The following is a 16,091-nucleotide window of genomic DNA, read 5'->3' as shown; positions in this document are numbered from 1 at the left end:
TCATGAAGAAGTTCTCTCCCGTTGTTGCTGTGATCGCCCTGGCAGCGGCCCTCGCTGTGGGCGTGGTGGTCGGACGCAAGTGGCCTGCCGCCGTGCCGGCCGAGACCGCAAAACCCCCTGCCACCGCATCCGCTCCTGCAGCCACGGCGCGCGCCAAGCCCGACTCCGTGGAAATTCCCGCCGGCGGCTTCGACCCGCAGCAGGTGAAGGTCGCGCAGGTCAGTCAACTTTCCGTGCCGGCGGAGCTGTCCACGCCCGGCAAGCTCGCCTACAACGCCGAGCGCACCAAGCTGGCATCGGCGCGCGTGGCTGGCCGGCTGGACCAGATCCTCCTGTTCGAAGGTGCGCAGGTGCGCGAGGGCCAGCCGATTGCCCAGCTGTACGCACCGGATTTCATCTCCGCACAGAAGGAATACCTGCTGGCGCTGAATACCGCCCGCCAGCTCAAGGGCTCCAACATGAAGGATCTGCAGGACGACGCAGATGCCACCGTGCAGTCGGCAGCGGGCCGCCTGCACGTGTTGGGCATGTCGGATGCCGATGTCGCGCAGGTTGCCAAGCGCGGCACGCCGGCTGAACACCTGACGCTGCGCGCACCCATCTCGGGCACGATCGTCAAGCGCAACATGGACCCGGGCGCCTTCCTGAACGTGGGCGATTCGTTCATGAGCATCGTCGATACGCGCGTGCTGTGGTTCACGGGCAATGTGTATGAAAACGACATTGCCAGCGTGCGTATTGGCCAGCCGATCTCGCTGCATACCTCGGCGTATCCGGACCGCGAGTTCACCGGCCGCGTGAGCTTTATCGCCCCGAACATCGACCCGGCCACGCACACGTTGACGGTGCGCTGCGACGTGCCCAACACCGACGGCCTGCTGCGCCCCGAGATGTACGCCACGGCGCGCATTCAGACCGGCAGCGGCCAGGCCACCGTGGTGCCGAAGTCGGCGCTGGTGAAAGACCACGGCAGCTACTTCGTGATCGTCCAGAGCGATGCCACGCACTTCAAGCGCGTGGAAGTGCACGGCAAGGACACCGGCACCGACGGTGACTTTGCTGTGACGGCGGGGCTTGAGGCTTCGTCGCAGGTGGTCGTGCGCGGCGCCGCGCTGCTCAACGAGATGATCGTCAAGGCGGGGGCGTAGGCATGGGCTTCAACCCCATCGCAGGCATTCTCAAGCGGCGGCTGCTGATTGTCTTCCTGGCGATCGCGCTGCTGGTGGCGGGCGTGCTGGCGTTTCGCGAGCTGCCGCTGCAGGCGTATCCGGGCGTGGCGCCGCTGTCGGTGCAGGCCATCACGCAGTGGCCGGGCCGTAGCACAACCGAAGTCGAACAGCAGATCACGATCCCGATCGAGAATGCGCTGGCCGGCGTGCCGGATGTGCAGTCGTTCCGCTCGGTATCGCTGTTCGGGCTGTCGGTGGTGACGCTCAAGTTCAAGGAAGGCACCGACGGCTTCAAGGCGCGGCAGAACTTCGCGCAATACGTGGCGGCCGCCAATTTGCCGACCGGCGTACAGCCGTCGCTGAGCCCGGACTCTGACGCCACCGGCGAGATCATGCGCTTTCGCCTCGTGGGCAACGGCGTCGACCTCACCACGCTCAAGAGCTACCAGGACTACGACATCACCAAGGAACTGAAGCACGTGCAGGGCGTGGCCGATGTCAGCTCCTTCGGCGGCAAGGTGAAGGAGTATCACATCGTGCCGTCGCCGGCGAAGCTGCAGTCGTACGGCATCACGCTGTCGCAGCTCATCACGGCCATCGGCAACGCCAACAACAACACCGGCGGCAACCTGCTGCGCGACGGCGAGCAGCAGTTCGTCGTGCGCGGCGTGGGCCTGCTGCAGACGGTGGACGACATCCGCAACGTGGTGGTGGCCGCCAACAACGGCGTGCCGGTGCGTGTGCGCGACATTGCCGAGGTGGAAATCGGCAACGTGCAGCGCCTGGGCCAGGTGCAATACAACGACCAGCCCGACGTGGTCGAAGGCATCGTGCTGCTCAAGCGCGACGCCAACGCCAGCGAGGTGCTGGCCAAGGTGCGCGAAAAGGTCACGGAGCTGAACAACGGCATCCTGCCCAAGAGCGTTCAGATCAAGCCGTTCTACGACCGCCAGGTACTGCTCGACATCACCATGGGCACGGTCGAACACACGCTGGTGGTGGGCATCTCGCTGGTGCTGGCGGTGCTGTTCGTCTTCCTGGGCAATTTCCGTGCGGCGGCCGTGGTGGCGGCGGTGATTCCGCTGGCGCTGTGCGTGTCGTTCATCAGCATGGAGCACTTCCATGTGCCGGCCAATTTGATCTCGCTTGGGGCAATCGACTTTGGCGTGATTGTCGATGCGGCCGTGATCGTGATGGAAAACATCATGCGGCATCTGGAAGAAGGCGCCGAGAAGCTGGACGATGCCATCGTCAAGGCGACCAGCGAAGTGCAGCGCGCAATGATCTTTTCCACGGGCATTATCATCGTGGCGTATTCGCCGCTGTTCTTCATCGGCGGCGTGGAAGGCATCATCTTCAAGCCGATGGCCTTCACGATGGGCTTCGCCTTGATGGCGTCGATCGTGCTGAGCCTGACCTTCGTGCCGGCCACCACGTCGTTCGTCTTCGGCAAGACGCTGCATCCGCATTCGCCGGCGTTTATTACGGCGATTCTGCGCTGGTACAAACCGCTGCTGCGCAAGCTGATTGCGCGCCCGATGGCCGTTTTTGCCACGGCCATCACAGCGCTCCTGCTGACGTTGTATAGCGCCACCTTCCTCGGCACGGAGTTCCTCCCCACACTGGAAGAAAACAACCTGTGGCTGCGCATTACGCTGCCCAACACGGTCGACCTCGATTACTCATCTTCCGTAGCGAACGACCTGCGTGCGTACTTTGTCAAGCAGCCGGAGATCAACCAAGTTTCGGTGCAGATCGGCCGCCCCGATGACGGCACCGATTCAACCGGCGTGTTCAACCAGGAATACGGTCTGTACTTCGCGCCGCCTGACCAATGGCCCGCCGGCATGACGAAGGCGAAGCTCGTCGAGCGCCTGTCCAAGCGTCTGGAAAAGATTCCGGGCATCGAATACAACTTCTCGCAGTACATCCAGGACAACGTGGATGAAGCGCTCTCGGGCGTGAAGGGCGAGAACTCAGTCAAGCTGTTCGGCAACGACCTCAACGTGCTCGAAGCCAAGGCCAACGAAATCCAGGCGCAACTCAAAAAGGTGCCAGGCCTGGTGGACGTGGGCATCTTCCGCGAACTGGGCCAGCCGACGCTGAACGTTTCGATCGACCGACAGGCCGCTGCCCGCTTCAACATCAACGTGAGCGATGTGCAGAACCTCGTGCAGTACGCCATTGGCGGGGCACCGGTCACGCAAATCCTGGAGGGCGAGAAATCGTTCGGCCTGGCGGTGCGCCTGAATCAGCAGGCACGTGCGTCGTACGACGCCATCCGCGAACTGTTGATCGATACGCCCGATGGCCAGCACATTCCGCTGTCGATGATCGCCAAGGTGGAAATGACCGATGGCCCGTTCTTCATCTACCGCGAACTCGGCAAGCGCTACATCGCCATCAAGTTCGGCGTGCGCGGCCGTGATCTGGGCAGCGCAGTGGAAGAAGCACAGCACGTGGTCGGCGACAGCGTGCAACTGCCCGAGGGCTACACCGTCAAGTGGGACGGCCAGTTCAACGAGATGAAGGTCGCCCAGAGCAAGCTGATGGTGATCGTGCCGTTGACGATTCTCGTGATCTTCCTGCTGCTGTACAGCACGTTCGGCAACTTCAAGGATGCGCTGATGGTGGTGCTGAATGTGCCGTTTGCCGCCATCGGCGGGCTGCTGGCGCTGCATATCGCACATGAGACGCTGTCGATTTCGGCGGGGATTGGCTTCCTGTCGTTGTTCGGGATTGCCATCCAGGACGGGGTGATCCTGATCTCGTACGTCAATCGGTTGGCGCAATCGGACAACGTGCGGGAAGCCACCGTGGACGGCGCCGCGCTGCGCCTGCGCCCGGTCATCATGACGGCCATGCTGGCGGGGCTGGGCCTGTTGCCCGCGGCGCTGTCGCACAGCATCGGCTCGGAAGCGCAGCGCCCGCTGGCGCTGGTGATCGTCGGCGGCATGGTCACCACGACGATTCTCACGCTACTGGTGCTGCCGGTGGTCTTCACGTGGGCGCACCGTCATCGCCGGCCGCCCTCGCGCGATTCGGACGTCAATCCGACAGCGGCCATGCTGCCTTAAGCCGCGTGCGCTGAAAGCACAACGGGCGCATCGCTTTGCCGGCGATGCGCCCGTTTTCATTTGGGCTCACACCAGAATCGGACCAATCTCATGGTGACGCGTAGCCGAGGCGAGCAGAGTGCGCCTCTGGTTCTCATCGCACGCATCGCCACCATGCTCCCCACGCCCAACGTATCCCCCAGCGTCGCCGCCCAGTTTCCGCCGCAGGTCGTCGCCACACTTATCGAGCTGTTTGGCAATGATCTGCAGCAATGGCGTTTTATCGTCGATCTATTTTGCGAGACGGCAGAACAGGATCTCGCCAACCTGGCGGACGCCATCCGCAGCGGCGAAGACGCGCAGATCGTTGAAGCGGCGCATCGCATCGTCGGTTCCGCGCGCATGCTGGGGCATCAGCCGATTGGCGATGCTGCCCGCCGCATCGAGCGCGCTGCGCAAAGCATCGGGCCCTATCAGCAGCGTGCGCAAGAAATGCAATCCGCCCTCGCCTGCCTGCGCGCCTTGGCCGATGAATTCCGCCGGCAGGCCAATGCCTGCGCCTGGCCAAACGCGGCGGTAGCGGGCTAACGTCGCGCCATACTCCGCAAGCCATCGACTGCGGAGCAGCGTCACCCTTGGCCTAATCAACTTATGTTTTATGAAACATAAATTAATTGATTAGGCTACAAATTGCGTGATTCGCAATACAACGGGTGATTACAACTATTGATCTAGAGCAGGCTGCCCCACTATCTTTCGCGGGCAACGTCGGCGCACTCCAACTGCAGCCGCCTGGCACGCGCCGGCCATGACCGGCACGGCCGCACCGTTTCACCACGTACGTCACAACACGGGCTCAACTTATCCGGGGGGATTCGATGTCCGAAGCAGTCCTGCATCCATTTTTCTCGCGCGAGCGCACCGTCGCCGCGGTTGGTTTCAACCGCTGGCTGGTTCCGCCTGCCGCGCTGGCCATCCATCTGTGCATTGGCATGGCCTACGGTTTCTCCGTCTTCTGGCTGCCGCTTGGCCGCGCGCTGGGCATCACCAAGCCGCTCACCTGCGGCGCCGATGTCTCGCTGATCGCCGAGCTGTTCACCACCACCTGTGATTGGCGCGTGTCCAGCCTGGGCTGGATGTTCACGCTGTTCTTCGTCTTCCTGGGCGCATCCGCAGCCATGTGGGGCGGCTGGCTCGAGCGCGTCGGCCCGCGCAAGGCTGGCGTCGTGTCGGCCGTGTGCTGGTGCGGCGGCTTGCTGATTTCCGCGCTTGGCATCCAGATGCACCAACTGTGGCTGCTGTGGGTGGGCTCTGGCGTGATCGGCGGTATTGGCCTGGGGCTGGGCTACATCTCGCCAGTGTCGACGCTGATCAAGTGGTTTCCGGACAAGCGCGGCATGGCCACCGGCATGGCCATCATGGGCTTTGGCGGCGGCGCGATGATCGGCGCTCCGCTGGCTGACCGCCTGATGAAGCTGTTTGCCACGCCCGAATCGGTCGGCGTATCGCAAACGTTTATCGTGCTGGCCGGCATCTACTTCGTGTTCATGATGGCTGGCGCGCTGGGTTACCGCGTGCCGCCCACGGGCTGGAAACCTGCCGGCTGGACGCCCTCGCCCGCCAAGGCGAAGGACACGATGGTCACGCAACGCCACGTGCACGCAAACGAAGCGCTGAAGACGCCGCAATTCTGGCTGATCTGGGCCGTGCTGTGCCTGAACGTTTCGGCCGGTATCGGCGTGCTCGGCATGGCCTCGCCGCTGCTGCAGGAAGTGTTTGGCGGCAAGCTGCTGGGCGTGACGACGTCGTTCATGGACCTGACCGCCGCGCAAAAGGGCCAGATTGCGGCCATCGCTGCGGGCTTCACGGGTCTGCTGAGCCTGTTCAACATCGGCGGCCGTTTCTTCTGGGCATCGCTGTCGGACCGCCTGGGTCGCAAGATGACGTACGCCGTTTTCTTCGTGCTCGGCTTCGTGCTGTACGCCTCGATTCCGTGGACGTCGCACACGGGCAATATCGCCCTGTTCGCGCTGGCCTTCTGCGTGATCCTGTCGATGTACGGCGGCGGTTTTGCGACTGTGCCGGCTTACCTGGCTGACATGTTCGGCACGCAGATGGTGGGCGCCATCCACGGCCGCCTGCTCACGGCATGGTCGACGGCAGGCATTCTGGGCCCCGTGCTGGTGAACTACCTGCGCGAATACCAGATCGCCCATGGCGTGGAACGCGCAGCCGTGTACGACATCACGATGATGATCCTGGCCGGCCTGCTGATCCTGGGCTTCATCTGCAACCTGCTGGTGCGCCCCGTCAACGCGAAGCACTTTATGACGGAAGCGCAACTCGACGAGCAACGTCACGCTGCGGCAACCAAGAGCCCAACCCCGTCGGTGGCCTCGCCGGAAACGTCACTGGAATGGAAAGCGCATCCAGGCTCTGCCGTGGCCGTGGTACTGGCCTGGGCCGCAGTGGGCCTGCCGTTGGGCTGGGGGGTTTGGATTACACTCCAAAAAGCTGCCGTTCTGTTCTCCTGATACGTGATTTAAAGCCGCCCCGCCACCCATGAAGCACCAGAAAATCGAGTTCTACCGTCATCCGGCCGGTGGCTGGGGCGCGCTCAAGAGCGTTGCACATCAATTGCTGTCGCAGGGCATCGCGGCCAAGGGCGCCAAGACGATGCTGTCGGCCAACCAGCCCGACGGCTTCGACTGCCCTGGCTGCGCCTGGCCTGATCGCGACCACGCATCTACCTTCGAGTTCTGCGAAAACGGCGTCAAAGCCGTAGCCGCAGAGGCGACTTCCCGCCGCACCACGCCAGAGTTCTTCGCACAGCACACCGTGCGCGAACTGGCGGAGTGGTCCGACTACGCACTGGAAGACCAGGGGCGCCTGACGCACCCGATGGTCTACGACGCGGCCAGCGACAAGTACGTCCCGATCGACTGGGACGCCGCCTTTGCGCTGATCGCGCAGCACCTGCGTGCGCTGCCCGACCCGAACCAGGCGATCTTCTACACCTCCGGCCGCACCAGCAATGAGGCGGCCTTCCTCTACCAGTTGTTCGTGCGCGCATACGGCACGAACAATTTCCCCGACTGCTCCAACATGTGCCACGAGCCTTCCGGCACCGGCATGCGGGGCAGCATCGGCGTTGGCAAGGGCACCGTCACGCTGGACGATTTCACCAAGACCGACGCGATCTTCATCTTCGGGCAGAACCCGGGGACAAACCACCCGCGCATGCTCGGTGAGTTGCGCGAGGCGTCCAAACGCGGCGCCAAGATTGTTTCATTCAACCCGCTGCGCGAGCGCGGGCTAGAGCGCTTTGCCGATCCGCAAAGCAAGATCGAGATGCTGACGCTGGGCTCCACGCGCATCAGCACCGAATACCACCAGGTGCGCATCGGCGGCGACCTGGCCACCGTCAAGGGCATCATCAAACACGTGATTGAGCGTGACGACGTGGCACGCAGCCGCGGCGAACCTGCCGTCATCGACCACGCCTTCATCGCCCAGCACACCGGCGGCTACGACGCCTTCGCCGCCGACGTGCGCGCCGAATCGTGGGCCACCATCGAAGCCGAATCGGGCCTGCCGGAACACGAAATCCGCCAGGCCGGCGATACCTACATCCAGGCCGGCAGCGTCATTGCCTGCTGGGGCATGGGCATCACGCAACACAAACATTCGGTCGCAACGATCCAGATGATCGTCAACCTGCTGCTCCTGCGCGGCAACATCGGGCGCCCGGGTGCCGGGGCGTGCCCGGTGCGCGGTCACAGCAACGTGCAGGGCGATCGCACGATGGGCATCTACGAGAAGCCCGCCCCGGCGTTCCTGGATCGGCTGGAACAGGTCTTCGGCATTCAAGTGCCGCGTGAACACGGCTACGACACCGTCGGCGCCATCGAAGCGATGCAGCAAGGCGCGGCGCGCGTGTTCTTCGCCATGGGCGGTAACTTTGCAGCAGCCACGCCGGACACGGCTGCCACGTGGGCGGGCCTGCGCCAGTGCGACCTGACCGTGCACGTGACCACCAAGCTCAACCGCAGCCACATCGTGCACGGCAAGGCGGCACTGATCCTGCCGTGCCTGGGCCGAACCGAAGTCGACCAGCAAGCCGGCGGCACGCAAGGCGTGACGGTGGAAGACTCGATGAGCATGGTGCACATGTCGGCGGGCATCAATCCGCCGGCCTCGCCGCATCTGCTGTCGGAACCGGCCATCGTGGCGCGGCTGGCCGAGGCGACGCTGCCCGAGAGCACCATCCCGTGGCGCTGGCTGGTCGAAGACTACGACCGCATCCGCGAACGCATCGAAGCCGTGTTCGACGACTTTGCCGGCTTCAACGAAAAGATTCGCGTGCCGGGCGGCTTCCGCCTGCGCAACACCGCATCGGAACGCGTCTGGAGCACGCCGTCGGGCAAGGCGGAATTCCACGCGCATGCCGTGCCGACCGACACGCCGGTCCACCGCGCCCGCGAGCGCCACGCCGACGCCACCGTCTTTACGCTCGCCACGGTGCGCTCGCACGATCAGTACAACACCACCATTTATGGCATGGACGACCGCTACCGCGGCGTGTTCGGCCAGCGCCGCGTGGTGTTCATCAACAAGGAAGACCTGCACACGATCCGCATGAAAGACGGCGAGTGGGTCGACATGGTGACGCTGTCAGACGACGGCACCACGCGCCGCGCCGATGGCTTCCGCCTCGTGGCATATGACATTCCGCGCGGCTGCCTGGCGGCGTATTACCCCGAGACCAATCCGTTGGTGCCGCTGTCGTCCGTGGCCGACCAGGCCCGCACGCCGACGTCCAAGTCGATTCCGGTGATGCTGGTCCCGAGCCAAGTCCAACGCACCGCCGAGTCCCAAGCGGCCACCACGGCAGAAGCCTGATGTCGACCGAGCCGGCGTGGTCTGCGCTGCAACTGGCGCTGCTGGCCGCATTGCGCGACACCGACGCCGGCAAACCGGTGTCGCTGCCCTGGCTGACCAAGCGCGTGGGCGAGCGTGCCAGCACAGTCCTGCGCGCGCTGCATCCGCTGGCTGATGCCGGCCTGCTGCGCGTTGCCATGGACGACACCCGCTGGCTCATCGTGCTGCTCGACGCCGGCCGCGTTCTGCCCGATTTCACCGCATGACTTTTCTGCCCCGCCACCCCGCCGGCTTGCCCGTCGTTTCGACCATCGCGACGAAACGCACGCGCACCGGCACGCAAGAAGACGCCTCCACCGCTGTCGCCGATGAAGCCCCGGTGGCGCTGGTCTTCAACGGCATCACGCATGCGGTGATGATGGCGTCGCCAGCCGACCTGGAAGACTTTGCACTGGGTTTCGCGCTGTCCGAAGGCATCATCGACAGTCGCGCCGATTGGCGTGGCGCAGATGTGGAAACGCACCCGCATGGGCTTGAAGTGCATGCGGAAATCGCTTCGCATTGCTTCGTGCGGCTGAAGGAACGCCGCCGCGCTCTGGCCGGCCCGACCGGCTGCGGCCTGTGTGGCATTGAAAGCCTGCAGACGTTTGAAGACGCACCGACGCCGCTAGTGCCGCCCACGTGGATGGCGGCATTGACCGACGCACAAGTGCTGGATGCCATGCACGCGATGACGGCGCAACAGCCGGCCAACGCGCTCACCGGTGGCTTGCATGCCGCGGGCTGGATACCTGCAGACGGCAGCACACCGCTGCACGTGCTGGAAGACGTGGGCCGTCACAACGCGCTGGACAAGCTGATCGGGCGGCTGGCCCGGCTCGGCATCCGCCCCGCAGACGGGTTCATCGTCATGACAAGCCGCGCGAGCTTCGAACTGGCGCGCAAGTGCGTGCAGGTCCGGGTGCCGCTGCTGGCGACAATCTCCGCGCCGTCCTCGCTGGCGATTCGCCACGCCAAGGCCGGACAGCTGACGCTGCTGGCGTTCTGCCGGGGTGATGGCGTGACGCGGTTTGCGTAGCGAGCGGAACGGGCGGGGCTAGATCTCCACCTTGCTTCCTAGCTCAACCAACCGGTTGGCGGGAATCCGGAAGAAGTCCGACGGCTTGGCGCTGTTGTGCTGCATCCAGGCAAACAAAGACTCGCGCCACATTGCCATGCCAGGCAGCGGCGATGGCACCACCGTGGCACGTGTAATGAAGAACGAGGTTTCCATGTCTTCAAAAACGATGCCCAGCCGTTCACCCACGTTGCGGACGATCTCGTCCACGGCCGGTGTTTCCTTGAAGCCGAAATCGACCACGGCCGTGTGGATGTCGTCGCCAATGGTCTTGATGACCAGACGCTTGGCTGGGTCCACATACGGCACGGCCAGTGTGCGGAAGTGGATGAACAGCACGCGCTTGTGCAGCACGTGGTTGTGCTTGAGGTTGTGCAGCAACGCCAGAGGCACGAAGTCGATGCTCGGCGTCAGATACACGGCGGTTCCATCCACACGATACGGTGGATGGCGCAGCAGCCCTTCCATGAACGGCTCGAGCGGAATGCCGCCTTCCACGTTGCGCGCCTTCAGCAGTTGCGTGCCCGAGTGCCACGTCACCATCAGGAAGAAGATCAGGCCGCCCAGCAGCAAGGGGAACCAGCCACCCGCGGCAATCTTGAGCAGGTTGGCCGAAAAGAACGACAAATCGACCGCCAGGAACACCGCGCCAATGCAGGCCACCAGCGACAGGCGCCACTTCCAGGCGTTGCGCATGACCACCGTGACGAGCCCTGTCGTCAGCACCATGGTGGTCGTCACCGCAATACCGTAGGCCGCCGCCAGGTTGTCGGACTTGCCGAACGCCAGCACCACCGCCACCACCAGCACCAGGAGCATGTAGTTGACCACCGGCACGTAGATCTGGCCGATTTCCACATCCGACGTGTAGAGAATCTTCATGCGCGGCGCATAGCCCAGATGCACCGCCTGCGCCGTCATCGAAAACGCGCCCGAGATGACTGCCTGCGACGCAATGACGGTGGCCGCCGTCGCCAGCACCACCATCGGGCCCACCGCCCAGTTCGGCATCAACAGGAAGAACGGGTTCTGCACGGCGCTCGGCTCGCGCAGCAGCAAGGCGCCCTGGCCAAAGTAGTTCAGCAACAGACACGGCATGGCAATGTAGAACCACGCGTAGCGGATCGGGCGCGCGCCAAAGTGGCCCATGTCGGCATACAGCGCCTCGGCGCCGGTCAGCGCCAGAAACACCGAGCCGAACACGATGAACGCCAACACCGTATGCCGGAATCCAAATTCGATGGCATATACGGGGTTCAGCGCCACCAATATCTGCGGCGACTTCGCCACGGAAACCAGCCCCATCAGCCCCAGCAGCAGGAACCAGAGCACCATGATCGGCCCGAACAGCCGCCCCACCACGTGCGTGCCCTGCTTCTGGATCAAAAACAGGGCGACCAGCACGATCAGCGCAAGGGGCAGCACCCACTTCTGCAGCGCGGGCGCCATGATCTCCATGCCCTCGATGGCGGAGAGCACCGAAATGGCGGGTGTGATGACGGCATCGCCGTAAAACATGGCGGCCCCAAGCAGGCCGAGCAGCATCAACGTGCGTGTGAACCGGGCGCTGCCGCTGCTTGCACGCATGGCCAGCGCCGTCAGCGCGAGGATGCCGCCTTCGCCGTTGTTGTCGGCACGCATGACGAACAGCACGTATTTGATGGACACCACCAGCGTCATGGCCCAAAAGAGCATCGACAGGATGCCGAAGACAGTCTGATCGGAAAACGGAACCCCATGCTCGGGGTTGAAGCATTCCTTTAGTGCGTACAGGGGGCTGGTGCCGATGTCCCCGAAAACCACGCCGATTGCGCCAATCACGGTGGCCATCAACGCGGGATTTTTCTTGGTTTTACTGGCTGCGGCGGTCGTCATGGGTAGGCTGCGACTGGAACGACGGGGGCGCACGCAATTTTCGTGCACCGTCTGCTGCACTGGCTTTACGGGGCGAGCCGAGTGCGGCAGAAGCCACTAAAGCTTAGGTGAAAACGCCCGGTTTTGCGCCGGTGTTTGCACCGATGGCAAGCCTGCGCCAACCCTGCTGAGCGGCAGAAAACAACGTACTCACCGGGTCTAAGCAAAAAGCTTAAAAAAACAGACTTTGACGGGGAGACGCGCCAAGCATATATTCACAAAACGATCGTTTGGCCGGTTCGGCCGGGTCTGCCTGCTGTGTTTGTATTGGCCGGCGGCCGATCGATTTCTCAACTTCACGACTCAAAATCATGGCTACTGGTACCGTCAAGTGGTTCAACGACGCAAAGGGTTTCGGCTTCATTACCCCGGATGATGGCGGCGAAGACCTTTTCGCACATTTCTCCGCTATCAATGCCGCAGGCTTCAAAAGCCTGAAGGAAGGCCAGAAGGTGTCGTTCGAAGTCACGCAAGGCCCCAAGGGCAAGCAAGCTTCGAACATCGTGCCCCAGTAACAAGGAGCACGCGGGCGCGGTAGCCCGGTTTTGGCTTGCCGCGCGGGGTTTCCTCGCGCGTGTATTGGCCGGGATATTCCGCCAGGCAGGTTGTTCAGTACGTGTTTGCCATCAAGCAGTCGGAAGGTCACCGGAAGCGGTGACCTGGTTTGACGAACCCCTATTGGGAGCATGCAATGGCCAGCCGAATTGAAGAGAACGCCGTTCAGTATGATCCGCCCGCCGGGGCAGCTGCAGAAATGCATGCTGCCCCGAGTTTCATTCGGGATTCGGAAATCCAGTTTTCGCGCTCGCAGACATTCCATGAAGGGCAGCGCGTCAGTTTTGACGTAGAGATCGGGCCCGACGGCGAACTGATCGCCGTCAACATCAAACCAATATGACACGCCGGTTTCAACTCGGCATGTTCAAAAGAAAAAGGGAGGCATTGCCTCCCTTTCTCATGGGTGATGCGCCGGATTACTTGGCCGTCGGCATCACGAATTCGGCGCCCTTGGCAATCGAATCCGGCCAGCGTTGCATCACGCTCTTGTAACGCGTGTAGAAACGAACACCTTCTCCCCCATAGGCGTGGTGGTCGCCAAACAGCGAGCGCTTCCAGCCGCCAAAGCTATGCCACGCCATCGGCACCGGAATCGGCACATTGATACCGACCATGCCCACCTGGATCTGCCGCGCAAACGCGCGCGCCACGCCGCCATCGCTCGTGTAGCACGACACGCCGTTGCCGAACTCGTGCGCGTTGATCAGTTTCACCGCCTCGGCAAGATCGTGCACGCGCACCACCGAAAGCACGGGGCCGAAGATCTCTTCCTTGTAGATCGTCATCTCGGGCTTGACGTGGTCGAACAGCGTGCCGCCCGTGAAGAAGCCCTCGGCGTGGCCCTCGACCGAGTGGCCGCGGCCGTCCACCACCAGCTTGGCGCCCTCTTCCACGCCCTTGGCGATATAGCCTTCCACCTTCGCCTTGTGCGCGGCGGTGACGAGCGGACCCATTTCGCTGTCGGCCTGCATGCCGTTGCCGATCTTCAGCGCGCGGGCGCGTTCGGCAAGGCGCGGGACGAGCTTGTCAGCCACGTCGCCCACTGCCACGGCCACGGAGATCGCCATGCAGCGCTCGCCGGCCGAGCCGTAGCCGGCACCGATCAGCGCATCGACGGCCTGGTCGAGATCCGCATCCGGCATGACGACGAGGTGATTCTTTGCACCGCCCAAGGCTTGCACGCGCTTGCCGCGCTTGGTGCCTTCGGCGTAGATGTATTCGGCGATAGGCGTGCTGCCGACGAACGAGACGGCCTGCACATCCGGATGCTCGAGCAGCGCGTCGACGGCATCCTTGCCGCCCTGTACGACGTTGAACACGCCATCGGGTAGGCCCGCCTGCTTGAGCAGGTCGGCAATCATGAGGCTGGGGGTCGGGTCACGTTCACTGGGCTTGAGGATGAACGTGTTGCCGCATGCCAGCGCCACGGGCGCCATCCACATCGGCACCATGAACGGGAAGTTGAACGGCGTGATGCCGGCCACCACGCCCAGCGGCTGGCGCAGGTTCCAGTTGTCGATGCCGCCGCCAATGTTGTCGGTGAAGTCGGTCTTGAGCAGGTTCGGAATGCCGCAGGCGAACTCGACCACTTCAATGCCGCGCGTGACTTCGCCCTTGGCGTCGGAGAACACCTTGCCGTGCTCCCGCGTGATGGCGGCAGCCAGGGCGTCCTGGTTCTGGTCGAGCAGTTCCTTGAACTTGAACAGAACGCGCGAGCGCTTGAGCGGCGAGGTCTCTGCCCAGTCGGCGGCGGCCGCATGCGCGGCGGCCACGGCGGCGTCCACTTCAGATTTGCCACCCAGCAGCACCTGGGCGCTCACGGCGCCCGTGGCGGGGTTGAACACATCGGCGGTGCGCGTGCCGCTGCCGGCATGGCGTTGCCCGCCGATGTAATGGCTGATGACGGATTCCGTCACGGCGGGATCAATCGGTCGGTTCATTTCAGGCTACCTCTTGCAGAACGGTACGAACGGTGTCGAAGATGCGCGCAATCTGCGCCTCTTCGATGATGAGCGGCGGGGAGAACGCCAGGATGTCGCCGGTGTAGCGCACCAGCACGCCACGCTCCAGACATTTCAGGAAGACCTCGTAAGCGCGCGCGCCTACCGCGCCCTGCCGCGATTCCAGCTCGATGCCAGCCACGAGGCCCAGGTTACGGATGTCCTTCACATGCGGCGCGCCCTTGACCGAATGCGCCGCGGCTTCAAACGCCGGCGACATCGCACGAGCGCGCTCGAACAGCCCTTCGCTGCGATACAAATCGAGCGCGGCCACCGCCGCTGCCGCCGCCAAGGGGTGCGCCGAATACGTATAGCCGTGGAACAGCTCGATCGCGCCCGGCGCACCAGCGTCGACGACGGTGTCGTGCACCGACTGGCGAACGGCTACGGCGCCCATCGGCACGGCAGCGTTGTTGATGCCCTTGGCCATCGTCAGCAGATCGGGCGTCACGCCAAAGAACTCCGCCGCCGTTGCCGCACCCAGGCGGCCAAAACCGGTAATCACTTCATCGAAGATCAGCAGGATGCCGTGCTTGTCGCACAGCGCGCGCAGGCGCTCCAGATAGCCTTTGGGCGGCACCAGCACGCCCGTGGAACCCGCGAGCGGCTCGACGATGACGGCGGCAATGGTCGACGCGTCATGCAACGTGACAAGGCGCTCCAGCTCGTCGGCAAGGTGCTCGCCCCAGGCCGGCTGGCCCTTGGAGAAGGCATTGTGCTCGGGCGCATGCGTATGCGGCAGGTGGTCTACACCCGGCAGCAGGTTCGCCGAAAACGCCTTGCGGTTTGGCGAGATGCCGCCGACCGAGATGCCGCCGAAGCCCACCCCGTGATAACCGCGCTCGCGGCCGATCAGGCGTGTGCGCTGCCCTTCGCCCCGCGCGCGATGGTACGCCAGCGCAATCTTGAGCGCCGTATCCACCGCTTCCGACCCCGAGTTGACGAAGAAGATGCGGTTCAACCCTTCCGGCATGATCTCGGCGACTTTCTCTGCCGCGCGAAACGCCAGCGGGTGCCCCATCTGGAACGTGGGCGCGAAATCCAGCGTGGCGGCCTGCGCGGTGATGGCGTCCACGATTTCCTTACGGCAGTGCCCGGCGTTGACGCACCAGAGGCCGGCAGTGCCGTCCAGTACTTCGCGGCCGTCGCCGTCGCGGTAATACATGCCCTGGGCCGACGTCAGCAGGCGCGGTGCAGCCTTGTACTGACGATTGGCCGTGAACGGCATCCAGAAGTAAGACAGATCAGTGGTCTCCAGCGGGTGCGGTGCGGGTTTCATCGGTCACTCCGGAAAAACAGCGGAAAGGGAATGGACTGGCAAGCCAGCCGTTGGAGCAAACTGTACAGAGTCACATGCGACACGGACATGCACAGATGGCGGTTCTATAAGAAACTG

12 protein-coding genes are annotated in these 16,091 nt (G+C 63.7%); 9 read left to right on the top strand and 3 right to left on the bottom strand.

Annotated features, from left to right (window positions below):
* The first annotated feature begins 2 nt into the window (after positions 1-2).
* The 7 genes from ACTJK4_RS10325 (at position 3) to fdhD (ending at position 10,184) form a co-directional block, all read left to right on the top strand.
* Positions 3-1,148: an efflux RND transporter periplasmic adaptor subunit gene (locus ACTJK4_RS10325; RefSeq protein WP_440477295.1), complete on the top strand. Its 1,146-nt coding sequence runs from the start codon at positions 3-5 to the stop codon at positions 1,146-1,148.
* A 2-nt stretch (positions 1,149-1,150) separates the two neighbouring features.
* Positions 1,151-4,246 (top strand): efflux RND transporter permease subunit, encoded by a 3,096-nt coding sequence (locus ACTJK4_RS10320; RefSeq protein ID WP_440077278.1) that lies wholly within the window; start codon positions 1,151-1,153, stop codon positions 4,244-4,246.
* A 90-nt stretch (positions 4,247-4,336) separates the two neighbouring features.
* Positions 4,337-4,813 (top strand): Hpt domain-containing protein, encoded by a 477-nt coding sequence (locus ACTJK4_RS10315; protein ID WP_440077279.1) that lies wholly within the window; start codon positions 4,337-4,339, stop codon positions 4,811-4,813.
* Positions 4,814-5,103: 290 nt separating this feature from the next.
* The gene (locus ACTJK4_RS10310; protein ID WP_232039676.1) at positions 5,104-6,759 is read left to right on the top strand and encodes an OFA family MFS transporter; all 1,656 of its coding nucleotides are present in this window, start codon (positions 5,104-5,106) and stop codon (positions 6,757-6,759) included.
* 28 nt (positions 6,760-6,787) lie between these two features.
* Positions 6,788-9,127: an FdhF/YdeP family oxidoreductase gene (locus ACTJK4_RS10305; protein WP_440817874.1), complete on the top strand. Its 2,340-nt coding sequence runs from the start codon at positions 6,788-6,790 to the stop codon at positions 9,125-9,127.
* Entirely contained in the window at positions 9,127-9,372 is a 246-nt protein-coding gene (locus ACTJK4_RS10300) for a MarR family transcriptional regulator (RefSeq protein WP_413411280.1), read from the top strand. Before ACTJK4_RS10305 ends, ACTJK4_RS10300 begins: the two co-directional genes overlap by 1 nt.
* Positions 9,369-10,184 carry a formate dehydrogenase accessory sulfurtransferase FdhD gene (gene fdhD, locus ACTJK4_RS10295; protein WP_232039679.1) on the top strand — a complete coding sequence of 272 codons (816 nt, stop codon included), beginning with the start codon at positions 9,369-9,371 and terminating at the stop codon, positions 10,182-10,184. The genes ACTJK4_RS10300 and fdhD overlap by 4 nt, the downstream gene beginning before the upstream one ends.
* 18 nt (positions 10,185-10,202) lie before the next feature.
* Here the strand turns inward: fdhD and ACTJK4_RS10290 are convergent, their stop codons facing one another.
* Entirely contained in the window at positions 10,203-12,098 is a 1,896-nt protein-coding gene (locus ACTJK4_RS10290; RefSeq protein WP_440077282.1) for a potassium transporter Kup, read from the bottom strand.
* 350 nt (positions 12,099-12,448) lie between these two features.
* Here ACTJK4_RS10290 and ACTJK4_RS10285 point away from each other — a divergent pair, with 350 nt between their 5' ends.
* Both ACTJK4_RS10285 and ACTJK4_RS10280 read left to right on the top strand, forming a co-directional pair.
* Positions 12,449-12,652, top strand: a complete 204-nt coding sequence (locus ACTJK4_RS10285; RefSeq protein WP_027679026.1) for a cold-shock protein — start codon at positions 12,449-12,451, stop codon at positions 12,650-12,652.
* Between the two features lie 176 nt (positions 12,653-12,828).
* Positions 12,829-13,035 carry a cold-shock protein gene (locus ACTJK4_RS10280; protein ID WP_024978714.1) on the top strand — a complete coding sequence of 69 codons (207 nt, stop codon included), beginning with the start codon at positions 12,829-12,831 and terminating at the stop codon, positions 13,033-13,035.
* A gap of 76 nt (positions 13,036-13,111) precedes the next feature.
* On the opposite strand, the gene ACTJK4_RS10275 is transcribed toward ACTJK4_RS10280, so the two are convergent.
* Positions 13,112-14,635, bottom strand: a complete 1,524-nt coding sequence (locus ACTJK4_RS10275; protein WP_322018831.1) for a CoA-acylating methylmalonate-semialdehyde dehydrogenase — start codon at positions 14,633-14,635, stop codon at positions 13,112-13,114.
* Between the two features lies 1 nt (position 14,636).
* Entirely contained in the window at positions 14,637-15,974 is a 1,338-nt protein-coding gene (locus ACTJK4_RS10270) for an aspartate aminotransferase family protein (RefSeq protein ID WP_440817873.1), read from the bottom strand.
* Between the last annotated feature and the right edge of the window lie 117 nt (positions 15,975-16,091).

The sequence above is a fragment of the Ralstonia sp. 22111 genome (genome assembly GCF_052045895.1).
GTDB classification, from domain to species: Bacteria; Pseudomonadota; Gammaproteobacteria; order Burkholderiales; family Burkholderiaceae; genus Ralstonia; species Ralstonia wenshanensis.
The sequence above is the reverse complement of the archived record's forward strand: the minus strand, read 5'-3'. Positions and strand labels throughout refer to the sequence as shown.

What these genes read in the sequence shown, in the direction of transcription:
- ACTJK4_RS10305 (WP_440817874.1), top strand. Translation starts at nt 6,788, where the DNA reads ATGAAGCACCAGAAAATCGAGTTCTACCGTCATCCGGCCGGTGGCTGG.
- ACTJK4_RS10280 (WP_024978714.1), top strand. Translation starts at nt 12,829, where the DNA reads ATGGCCAGCCGAATTGAAGAGAACGCCGTTCAGTATGATCCGCCCGCC.
- ACTJK4_RS10320 (WP_440077278.1), top strand. Translation starts at nt 1,151, where the DNA reads ATGGGCTTCAACCCCATCGCAGGCATTCTCAAGCGGCGGCTGCTGATT.
- ACTJK4_RS10325 (WP_440477295.1), top strand. Translation starts at nt 3, where the DNA reads ATGAAGAAGTTCTCTCCCGTTGTTGCTGTGATCGCCCTGGCAGCGGCC.
- ACTJK4_RS10290 (WP_440077282.1), bottom strand. Translation starts at nt 12,098, where the DNA reads ATGACGACCGCCGCAGCCAGTAAAACCAAGAAAAATCCCGCGTTGATG.
- ACTJK4_RS10270 (WP_440817873.1), bottom strand. Translation starts at nt 15,974, where the DNA reads ATGAAACCCGCACCGCACCCGCTGGAGACCACTGATCTGTCTTACTTC.
- ACTJK4_RS10310 (WP_232039676.1), top strand. Translation starts at nt 5,104, where the DNA reads ATGTCCGAAGCAGTCCTGCATCCATTTTTCTCGCGCGAGCGCACCGTC.
- ACTJK4_RS10300 (WP_413411280.1), top strand. Translation starts at nt 9,127, where the DNA reads ATGTCGACCGAGCCGGCGTGGTCTGCGCTGCAACTGGCGCTGCTGGCC.
- ACTJK4_RS10275 (WP_322018831.1), bottom strand. Translation starts at nt 14,635, where the DNA reads ATGAACCGACCGATTGATCCCGCCGTGACGGAATCCGTCATCAGCCAT.
- ACTJK4_RS10315 (WP_440077279.1), top strand. Translation starts at nt 4,337, where the DNA reads ATGGTGACGCGTAGCCGAGGCGAGCAGAGTGCGCCTCTGGTTCTCATC.
- fdhD (WP_232039679.1), top strand. Translation starts at nt 9,369, where the DNA reads ATGACTTTTCTGCCCCGCCACCCCGCCGGCTTGCCCGTCGTTTCGACC.
- ACTJK4_RS10285 (WP_027679026.1), top strand. Translation starts at nt 12,449, where the DNA reads ATGGCTACTGGTACCGTCAAGTGGTTCAACGACGCAAAGGGTTTCGGC.